This window comes from Mycobacterium sp. (assembly GCF_032162105.1).
Taxonomy (GTDB): Bacteria; Actinomycetota; Actinomycetes; order Mycobacteriales; family Mycobacteriaceae; genus Mycobacterium.
This window is the reverse complement of the sequence record NZ_JAVRPS010000546.1, coordinates 1-9,361: the sequence shown is the minus strand read 5'-3', so window position 1 is coordinate 9,361 and position 9,361 is coordinate 1. Positions and strand designations below refer to the sequence as shown.

Annotated in this window: 11 protein-coding genes and 1 tRNA gene; 7 read left to right on the top strand and 5 right to left on the bottom strand. The window is 67.1% G+C overall.

Going from position 1 to position 9,361, the window contains the following annotated elements:
- Positions 1-163: 163 nt before the first annotated feature.
- From QOC69_RS27980 to QOC69_RS27970, 3 genes are all read right to left on the bottom strand, one after another.
- A complete protein-coding gene (locus QOC69_RS27980; RefSeq protein ID WP_526445781.1) occupies positions 164-343 on the bottom strand; it encodes a hypothetical protein in 180 nt (59 codons plus the stop codon).
- Between the two features lie 106 nt (positions 344-449).
- A tRNA-Ser gene (locus QOC69_RS27975) sits at positions 450-536 on the bottom strand.
- Between the two features lie 19 nt (positions 537-555).
- Entirely contained in the window at positions 556-1,068 is a 513-nt protein-coding gene (locus tag QOC69_RS27970) for a MarR family winged helix-turn-helix transcriptional regulator (protein WP_526445780.1), read from the bottom strand.
- A gap of 45 nt (positions 1,069-1,113) precedes the next feature.
- Here QOC69_RS27970 and QOC69_RS27965 point away from each other — a divergent pair, with 45 nt between their 5' ends.
- Entirely contained in the window at positions 1,114-2,097 is a 984-nt protein-coding gene (locus QOC69_RS27965; RefSeq protein WP_526445779.1) for an NAD(P)H-quinone oxidoreductase, read from the top strand.
- Here QOC69_RS27965 and QOC69_RS27960 read toward each other — a convergent pair.
- On the bottom strand, positions 2,094-3,290 hold the full coding sequence (locus QOC69_RS27960; protein ID WP_526445778.1) for a cysteine desulfurase-like protein: 1,197 nt from the start codon (positions 3,288-3,290) through the stop codon (positions 2,094-2,096). The genes QOC69_RS27965 and QOC69_RS27960 overlap by 4 nt on opposite strands.
- Positions 3,291-3,412: 122 nt before the next feature.
- Here QOC69_RS27960 and QOC69_RS27955 point away from each other — a divergent pair, with 122 nt between their 5' ends.
- From QOC69_RS27955 to QOC69_RS27930, 6 genes are read left to right on the top strand one after another with little or no spacing between them, the layout of a single operon-like run.
- Entirely contained in the window at positions 3,413-5,365 is a 1,953-nt protein-coding gene (locus tag QOC69_RS27955; RefSeq protein WP_526445777.1) for a DUF6541 family protein, read from the top strand.
- On the top strand, positions 5,338-5,874 hold the full coding sequence (locus tag QOC69_RS27950) for a proteasome activator (RefSeq protein ID WP_526445776.1): 537 nt from the start codon (positions 5,338-5,340) through the stop codon (positions 5,872-5,874). Before QOC69_RS27955 ends, QOC69_RS27950 begins: the two co-directional genes overlap by 28 nt.
- Before the next feature lie 2 nt (positions 5,875-5,876).
- The gene (wzt, locus tag QOC69_RS27945; protein ID WP_526445775.1) at positions 5,877-6,701 is read left to right on the top strand and encodes a galactan export ABC transporter ATP-binding subunit Wzt/RfbE; all 825 of its coding nucleotides are present in this window, start codon (positions 5,877-5,879) and stop codon (positions 6,699-6,701) included.
- Entirely contained in the window at positions 6,694-7,623 is a 930-nt protein-coding gene (gene glfT1, locus QOC69_RS27940; protein WP_526445774.1) for a galactofuranosyltransferase GlfT1, read from the top strand. Before wzt ends, glfT1 begins: the two co-directional genes overlap by 8 nt.
- Positions 7,620-8,450, top strand: coding sequence for a galactan export ABC transporter permease subunit Wzm/RfbD (wzm, locus tag QOC69_RS27935; protein ID WP_526445773.1), 831 nt, complete (start codon positions 7,620-7,622; stop codon positions 8,448-8,450). Before glfT1 ends, wzm begins: the two co-directional genes overlap by 4 nt.
- A 53-nt stretch (positions 8,451-8,503) precedes the next feature.
- Positions 8,504-8,824, top strand: a complete 321-nt coding sequence (locus tag QOC69_RS27930; RefSeq protein ID WP_526445772.1) for a TFIIB-type zinc ribbon-containing protein — start codon at positions 8,504-8,506, stop codon at positions 8,822-8,824.
- Here the strand turns inward: QOC69_RS27930 and QOC69_RS27925 are convergent.
- Positions 8,821-9,361: phosphotransferase family protein (locus QOC69_RS27925; RefSeq protein ID WP_526445771.1), on the bottom strand; the 541-nt coding region annotated here is incomplete at its 5' end. The two genes, QOC69_RS27930 and QOC69_RS27925, sit on opposite strands and share 4 nt — an antisense overlap.

Below are 9,361 nucleotides of genomic sequence, written 5' to 3'. Positions count from 1 at the left end.
ACGCGGTCAGCATGGGTTCGACCTCCTCCAGACGCGCCAGCGACGACTGGGTGACCTCGACCGGCGAAACCTCTCTGGTACGGATCTTCTCGGCGACCTCGAGCAAGGAAAGTTCGTACAGTTCCATTAGCGACATGCCTTCTGTTCAGTCCCAGGACGCGTTTCAGTCCCAGGACGCGTTGAAACCGACGGCCGGGGCGGTCTCGCCCAGACCCGGCGTCGAGGCCTTCCGAATCAGTGCGAGCGTCGAGGCGTAGGTCTCGTAGTTCGCTGCCAGACGGTCGGGCGGAATCGTCAGCCCGGCGTAGTCGAACGCGGCGGACACCTGGGCTTCGGAAGGCACTAGGCCAGTTGATCCTGAATCGGGGTCACCGAGGTTCACGGCCTGTTTCATCGTCATTACGCCGTAACCGAGAAATGCCATTCCGATGTGTTGTCACATCTCAGAGCGGTGGCGGAGGGATTTGAACCCCCGGACGGTTTTACCCGTCTCTCGCTTTCAAGGCGAGTGCATTAGGCCGCTCTGCCACGCCACCGCCGACAAGCGTAAGGCGTTTAGACCCGTCCGATCCTCGCGGGCGTCGGCTCGGACTTCAGTGCCACCCCGATCCGGCGGCAGTTCTCCCCCATCGCCGCGACCTGAGCGCGCGACAACCTGCCGAGGAAGTGCGCGCGCACTCCCCTGCCGTACGTTGCCATCGCCCCGTGCAGCCGCGTCCTGCCGTCGTCGGTGACGATGGCCAGTACGCCGCGGCCGTCGTCGGGGCTCGAACACCGGCGTACCAGGTTCTGCGCCTCCAACCGGTGAATCTGGCGCGTCACTCGGCTCGGCAACGACATGAGGTCGTCGGCCAGGTCGCCCATCCGGGCCGACCCGGTGGCGGATCTGTCGAGCACGTCCAGCAGGCGCACGTCGTTGAGCGTCAGGTGGTGTTCCTCCACCAACGACTTGTTCAGGGTGGCGTACAACCGCAGCGCGGAGTCGAGGAAATTTTGCCACGAGCGTTGTTCAGCTATGTCTAGACCGGGCATCGCACTTGCCGTGCGTCCCGCGATGATGCCCTCCATGGCGCAATGGTAGGAGACTTTTCCGCGGGTAGTAGCGTTATGGAAATGCGGGCCATAGTCGTCGAAGGCAAATCTGGGCTCGTGTGGGAAGAGGTGCCCGCCGTTGCAGCTCAAACGGGTGAGGTAGTAATAGACATAATTAGCACTGGCGTCAATCGAGCCGACGTGCTCCAGGCCGCCGGGAACTATCCGCCGCCGCCGGGCGCCAGCCCGATTCTGGGTCTCGAGGTGGCCGGGCATATCGCCGAGCTGGGTGACGGGGTCACCTCTTGGTCCGTCGGACAGCCGGTCTGCGCTTTGCTGTCAGGCGGTGGTTACGCCGAGAAAGTGGCCGTTCCTGCGGGGCAGGTGATGCCCGTCCCTGAGGGCGTCGCGCTGCACGACGCCGCCGCGCTGCCGGAGGTCGCGTGCACGGTCTGGTCGAACCTGATGATGACGGCGCACCTGTCGCCGGGCCAGCTGGCGCTGCTTCACGGCGGAGGCAGCGGCATCGGCACCCACGCCATCCAGGTCGCCCACGCCCTCGGCTGCCGCGTGGCGGTGACGGCGGGCTCGGCCGAGAAGCTGGCGATCTGCCGCGAACTCGGTGCCGACGTCCTGATCAATTACCACGACGAGGACTTCGTCGAACGGGTCAGGGCGGAGACCGACGGGTTGGGCGCCGACGTGATCCTCGACCTCATGGGTGCGTCCTACCTCGACCGCAACGTCGACGCGCTGGCACCCGACGGCCGGCTCGTCATCATCGGCTTCCAGGGCGGCGTCAAGGCGGAGCTGAACCTCGCCAAGTTGATGTCCAAGCGCGCGGGGGTGATCTCCACCGCGCTGCGGTCCCGGCCGGTCGACGGACCGTCCGGCAAGGCCGCCATCGTCAGCGAAACGGTCGCCAACGTCTGGCCGATGATCGCCGACGGCCGGGTGCGCCCGATCGTCGGTGCCGAACTGCCCATCGAGCAGGCAGCCGAGGCACACCGACTCCTGATCTCCGGCGAGGTACACGGGAAAGTGCTTCTGCGCGTTGGCGATTAGCCCAACGACGCCAGCGCGCGGACCAGCTGATCGACTTCGGCCATCGTCGAATAGTGAGCCAGGCTCAGGGTGACGGCTCCGCCGATGTCGTTGACGCCGATCACGTCGAGCACGCGCGAGGTGGTGTTGGAGACCGCGAGCACACCGTTGTCGGCCAGCCGCTGGATCACTCGTTCGGCGGGCACGCCGTGCACCGCGAGGCTCAGCACCGGTATCCGGTCCTCGGGCTGGCCGATCACCATGACCAACGGCAGCGAACGCAGCGACGCAAGCAGGTAGTCGAACAGACGACCCATGTAGGACGCCGCCGATTGCATTGAGACGGAAAGCCTTTCGCGACGCGTACCGGAGGCCGACTCGTCGAGCGACGCCAGGTACTCGACGCTGGCCACCACGCCGGCGAGCATGCCGTACTGATGTGTGCCGACCTCGAGGCGCGCCACCCCGGCGGCGAACGGGTCCAGCGACACCGAGCCGAACGAGTCGATAGCCGACGGGTCTCGGAACACCAGTGCACCGATCGGCGGCCCACCCCAGGCGACGGCATTGAGCGCCACCACGTCCGCTTCGATCTCGTCGATGTCGATGAGCCGATAGGGCGCGGCCGCCGAATGGTCGACCACGACCAGTCCGCCGTTCTCGTGCACCAGCTTGGTCACCGGTCGCAGGTCGGTGATGGTGCCAAGGGCCGACGAGGCCGAGGTGATCGCGACCAGGCGGGTGGGCTTGGTGATCAGGCTCTCCCACTGCCAGGGCGGCAGCTCACCGGTCTCGATGTCGACCTCGGCCCACTTGACCTTGGCGCCATAGCGATTGGCCGCACGGAGCCACGGCGCGATGTTGGCCTCGTCGTCCAGGCGCGTGACGACCACCTCGTAGCCGAGGCCGACCCGTGACGACGACGCGTCGGCCAGCGAGGTCAGCAGGATTGCCCGGTCGGCGCCAAGCACGACGCCGCTCGGGTCAGCGCCCACCAGATCGGCGATGGCCGACCGGGCGGCGAACAGCACCGCGGCACTGCGCCTGGCGGATGGGTGCGGACCGATGGAAGCCGTCATCGACCCACGGAACGCAGTGGAGACGGTGGTGGCCACGGAATCGGGCAGCAACATGCCCTGCTGGGCGTCGAAGTGCACCCACCCGTCGCCCAGCGACGGGTGCAGACCCCGCACCCGGGCGACGTCGTATGCCATGCCAACCACCTTCGAGCGTCCGCGATTGTGCGACCCGTAGCGATGTCGATGGGTGCCCGACGGCGCCTTTCGACGCCCGTGCCGCGATCGGAACGGGTCACCTGGGCAGCCATACTAGTCCAGTGAGCTTGACGTCCGGGGTGCTAGTGGCCCTGTTGTTGCTAGTGGTCCCGGGGGCAATCGTCGGGAGGACGGCGCAGCTAACCTGGCCGGTGGCCGTCGCAGTGGGGCCCGCATTGACATACGGCGTGGTTGCGCTGGCGATACTGCCGCTGAACGCCATTGGTGTCCCGTGGAACGCCTGGACCGCGCTGCTGGCCCTGTTGCTCGTGGTGGGCGTCGTAGCAGGTTTGCACGTTGCGCTCAGCCGGTGGCGGGACCGCGACGCGGAGACGCGGTCGATGTCGGTGGGCCCGGCCCTCGTCGTCGCCGTCGGGGTGGTGCTCGGCGCGGTGCTGATCGGGTTTGCAGCAATTCGCGGGATGCCGCACTGGCAATCGATTCCGAGCAACTGGGACTCGGTCTGGCATGCGAATACCATCCGCTTCATCCTGGAGACGGGCCAGGCGTCACCGACCCACATGGGCGAGTTGCGCAACGTGGAGACCCACGACCCGCTCTACTACCCGTCCACCTTCCATGCGCTCGGAGCGATCTTCAGCCAGCTGAGCGGCGCGGCGCCGACCTCGGCGTACACGATTAGCTCACTGACCGCATCGATCTGGTTGTTCCCCGTCAGCGCCGCCGTTCTCACCTGGCAGCTGCTCCGCGGCCGGGCCGACGAGTGGCGGGCGGCGGGATCCGCAGCGGCCGCGGCGGCCCTGTCGGCGTCGTTCACCGCGGTGCCCTACGTGGAATTCGACACCGCCTCGATGCCCAACCTGGTGGCCTACGGCCTCGCCGCACCGACCTTTGCGCTGATCGTCTCGTCGCTGCGGCACCGCGACCGCATACCGCTGGCGGTGCTGGCGCTCTTCGGCGTCTTCTCCGTGCACATCACCGGCGGCGTCGTGGCGGTGACGTTCGTCGTGGCCTGGTGGCTGTTCGACGGTCTGTGGCACCCGGTACGCGGCCGACTCGCAGACTTCATCAGCCTGGTGCTCGTCGCGGCGCCCACGGTGCTGTTGTTGCTGCCACAGTTCGTCGGGGTCCTACAACAGGCCGAGATCATCGTCGGCCACGAGTTCGCCACCCACCAGACCAGGAAGAGGGTGCTCTTCGAAGCGATCACCCAGCACACCCGCCACCTCAACGACTACCCGATCCAGAACATCATCATCGGGCTCGCGGCGGCCGGCGGACTGATCCTGCTGGTGCGACGAATCTGGTGGCCTGCCGTGGTGTGGCTGGTGCTGATCGTGGCGATCGTCCACTCGGCCGCGCCGTTCGGGGGACCGATCGGGGCGGTCACCGGCAAGTTCAGCGACCTGTTCTACAGCGACCCCCGGCGGCTCTCGGCTGTGGTGACGATGTTGCTGGCCCCGATGGCCGGCATCGCCCTCTTCACGCTCACCGCCTGGGTCGTCGCACGGTGCCGGGACCGGTGGCCGGCGTCGCCGAGGGTCTGGCACGCCGTGACGGCGGCCATCCTCATCGCCGTGTCGATCGGAAGCGCCTGGCACTACTTCCCGCGGCACCGGTATCTGTTCGGCGAGAAGTACGACTCGATCATGATCGACCAGAAAGATCTCGACGCGTTCGCGTATCTGGCCACGCTGCCAGATGCGAAGGACACGTTGATCGGCAACGCCAACACCGACGGAACGGCCTGGGTGTACGCCGTCGCCGGACTGCACCCGCTGTGGACGCACTACGACTTTCCCGTGCAACAGGGCCCGGGCTACAACCGGTTCATCTTCTGGGCCTACGCCGACGACGCAGACACCGATCCGCGCGTCGCGGAGGCGGTCAAAGCGCTCAACATCCGCTACGTGGTGACCAGCACCCCGGTGGTGCTCAAGTTCGTGATGCCCGACGGACTACTGTCACTGGACAAGTCGAAGTCTTGGGCCAAGATCTACGACAACGGCGAGACCCGCATCTACGAGTGGCGCGGAGGAACAGGGAAACCGTGAGCAACCCCGACGACAATGACATCGAGATCATCGCTGGCGACGTGCCCGGCACGGACGACGAGTCCAACGGCAATTCGCTGACCGACCTCGTCGAGCAACCGGCGAAGGTGATGCGGATCGGCACCATGATCAAACAGCTGCTGGAGGAGGTCCGCGCGGCACCGCTGGACGATGCCAGCCGGAACCGGCTGCGCGACATCCACGCCAAGAGCGTCCGCGAGCTGGAGGAGGGGCTCGCGCCTGAGTTGCGTGAAGAGCTCGACCGACTGACCCTGCCCTTTACCGAGGACAAAGTGCCGTCGGATGCCGAGCTTCGAATCGCGCAGGCGCAGCTCGTCGGCTGGCTCGAGGGCCTCTTCCACGGCATTCAGACTGCGCTGTTCGCCCAGCAGATCACGGCGAGGGCCCAGCTGGAGCAGATGCGCCAGGGCGCGTTGCCCCCTGGCACAGGCATGCCGGGTCCGCACGGCGGCCCTGGCCACCCGAGCGGAACCGGCCAGTACCTCTAGCAGTGACCACGTCTCGAGAACCCCACGTCTCGACCCGCAACGCCTGGGTCGAGTTCCCAATCTTCGACGCCAAGTCGCGGTCGCTGAAGAAGGCCTTTCTCGGCAAGGCCGGCGGAACCATCGGGCGCAACACGTCCAACGTCGTGGTGATCGAGGCGCTCCGCGACATCACCTTGTCGCTGAACACCGGCGACCGGGTGGGATTGGTCGGGCACAACGGGGCAGGCAAGTCGACGCTGCTGCGGCTGCTTTCGGGCATCTACGAGCCGACGCGCGGTTCAGCGACCGTCACCGGCCGGGTGGCACCGGTGTTCGATCTCGGCGTCGGCATGGACCCCGAGATCTCGGGTTTCGAGAACATCATCATCCGCGGGATGTTCCTGGGGCAGACACGCAAGCAGATGGCGGCCAAGGTCGACGAGATCGCCGACTTCACCGAGCTCGGCGACTACCTGTCGATGCCGCTGCGCACCTACTCGACCGGCATGCGGGTACGCCTGGCGATGGGTGTCGTCACGAGCATCGACCCTGAGATCCTGCTGCTCGACGAGGGCATCGGCGCCGTAGATGCCGAGTTCATGAAGAAGGCCCGCACGCGCCTGCAGGACCTGGTGGCACGGTCGGGCATCTTGGTCTTCGCCAGCCACTCGAACGAATTCCTCGCCCAGTTGTGCAAGACGGCCATGTGGATCGACCACGGCACCATCAAGATGGCCGGCGGCATCGAAGACGTGGTGCGCGCCTACGAGGGCGACGACGCCGCCAGGCACGTCCGCGAGGTGCTCGAGGAGAACGCCAGGGACGCCCGCGAGAGCGCAGATGACTGAAATCGTGTGCGCCGTCGTGGTCACCCACAGGCGCCCCGACGAACTCGCCAAGTCGCTGGATGCGGTCACGGCCCAGACCCGCCCGCCCGACCACCTCATCGTCGTCGACAACGACTTCTCACATGGGCAAGATCCGCGGGTTCGCGACCTGGTCGCCGGACAATCCGTTCCGACCACCTATGTCGGATCGCTCCGAAATCTCGGCGGCGCAGGCGGATTCGCGCTCGGCATGTTGCAGGCCCTGGCCATGGGCGCTGACTGGGTGTGGCTGGCCGACGACGACGGCAGACCCGCCGACGCGTCGGTGCTCGGGACGTTACTCGAGTGCGCCGCACGGCATTCGCTGGCCGAGGTGTCGCCGATGGTGTGCGACCTGGACGACCCGCAGCGGTTGGCGTTCCCACTGCGCCGCGGTCTGGTGTGGCGGCGCCGGGTCGACGGACTGCGCACCGACGGGTCCGGACAGGACCTGTTGCCCGGCATCGCGTCACTGTTCAACGGGGCGCTGTTCCGCGCGTCGACGTTGGAAGTCGTTGGGGTGCCCGACATCCGGTTGTTCGTTCGCGGCGACGAGGTAGAGTTGCACCGCAGGCTGGTGCGCTCGGGCCTGCCGTTCGGCACCTGCCTGGACGCGGTCTACCTGCACCCGCAGGGTTCCGACGAGTTCAAGCCGATCCTCGGCGGCCGGATGCACACCCAGTACCCCGAGGACGCCACCAAGCGCTACTTCACTTACCGCAACCGGGGCTACCTGCAGTCCCAGCCAGGCATGCGGCGGCTGATCCCGCAGGAGTGGTTGCGGTTCGGCTGGTTCTTCCTGGTCAGCCGGCGCGACCCCGCAGGCCTGCGGGACTGGTTTCGGTTGCGGCGCTTGGGCCGTGGCGAGAAGTTCGGCCGACCCGACCAGGGAGCACGACAGTGACCTTCACCGATGCGGCGGCGCAGTCGAGGACGTTCGGCCGGGCGTGGGGTGATCTGGTGGCCGGGTTCGGCAAGCGCGAACTCTGGCTGCACCTGGGCTGGCAGGACATCAAGCAGCGGTACCGCCGCTCGGTGCTCGGGCCGATCTGGATCACCATCGCCACCGGCACCATGGCGGTGGCGCTGGGAGGGCTGTACTCCACGCTCTTTCATCTCCCGCTGGCCGAACACCTGCCCTACGTCACGCTCGGGCTGATCATCTGGAACCTGATCAACGCCTCGATCCTCGAGGGCGCCGACGTGTTCGTCGCCAACGAGGGCCTGATCAAGCAGCTGCCCACGCCGCTGTCGGTGCACGTGTACCGGCTGGTCTGGCGTCAGGTGATCCTGTTCGCACACAACATCGTCATCTTCGTGATCATCGCGATCATCTTTCCCCAGCACTGGCACTGGACCGATCTGGCGTTCATTCCGGCGCTGGGGTTGATCGTGCTGAACTGCATCTGGGTCGCGCTGTGCTTCGGCATCCTGTCCACCCGGTACCGCGACATCAGCCCGCTGTTGTTCAGCCTGGTGCAGCTGCTGTTCTACATGACGCCGATCATCTGGAACGACCAGACGCTGCGTGACCAGGGGGCAGGCGGGTGGGCCAAGATCATCGAGTTCAACCCGCTGCTGCACTACGTCGACATCGTGCGGGCCCCGCTGTTGGGCGCCGATCAGGAGCTCCGGCACTGGGTCGTGGTGATCGTGTTGACCATCGTCGGCTGGACCGTGACGGCCTTCGCCATGCGGCAGTACCGGGCGCGGGTTCCGTACTGGGTCTGAGCCACCGTTATAGCTCCCAGGCACTTCCCAGGATCTCGATGCGTTGTGCGCATATGAGCATTCCGCCATATGAGCCGCCCAAGCCTCCGTCGTCGACGCCGGGTGTCGGGAACACGCTGCTGTGTCCCAAGTGCGCCGGGGTCATGAAGACCTACGAGCGAGCCGGCATCCTCTTGGAACAGTGCGATACGTGCCGTGGGATCTTCCTCGACTTCGGCGAGCTCGAAGCGATGACTCAGATGGAAACCCGATTCGCCCCGGCGGCCGCACCGCCGCCACCCCAGCAGGGCTACGGCTACGGGCCGGAGTGGGGCCACCGCGGCGGCAAGCACTACCGCAAGCAGGGCTTCGGGCGGCTGTTCTTCTCGAGCTAACGCATCCGCTCGCAGGCGGCGACCAGCAAGTCGTCGTCGGCGTGATTGGCAGCCGCGGCGATGACGGCGGCGCGGGCCAACGACTCCAGCACGGGCCACGGATCGCCGGACGGTAGGGCCGGACCGCCCGCTTCGCGGTAGCCATCCAGAAGCTCGTGCCAGTCGGTATCGGGGAGCATCCCGGCCGCCCAGAACCCGGCCGGCCGGGCGAGGTCGGCCGCGGGGTCGCCGACGCCGAGGTCGTCGACGTCGATCAATACCAAGGCGCCGGAGTGGCGGCCCAGCTGACCGAGGTGAAAGTCGCCGTGCACCAACGTGACTGGGCGCCCGGCCGCTGGTGCGGTGGTCAGACCCGCGGCTGCCCGGCGGATCACGTCGGCGTGAGGACCCTGACCGAGCCGGGCCAGCGCTCGGGCCAGTCGCGCCGGACCGCCGTGCGGCAGCGCGAAAACACCCGTCGGCTCTCCGTGCAGCCGCGCCAGCAGCCGCCCCGCCTCGGCCCACGGCAGTGCCCCGGGGTCGGGTGGCACGACCTCG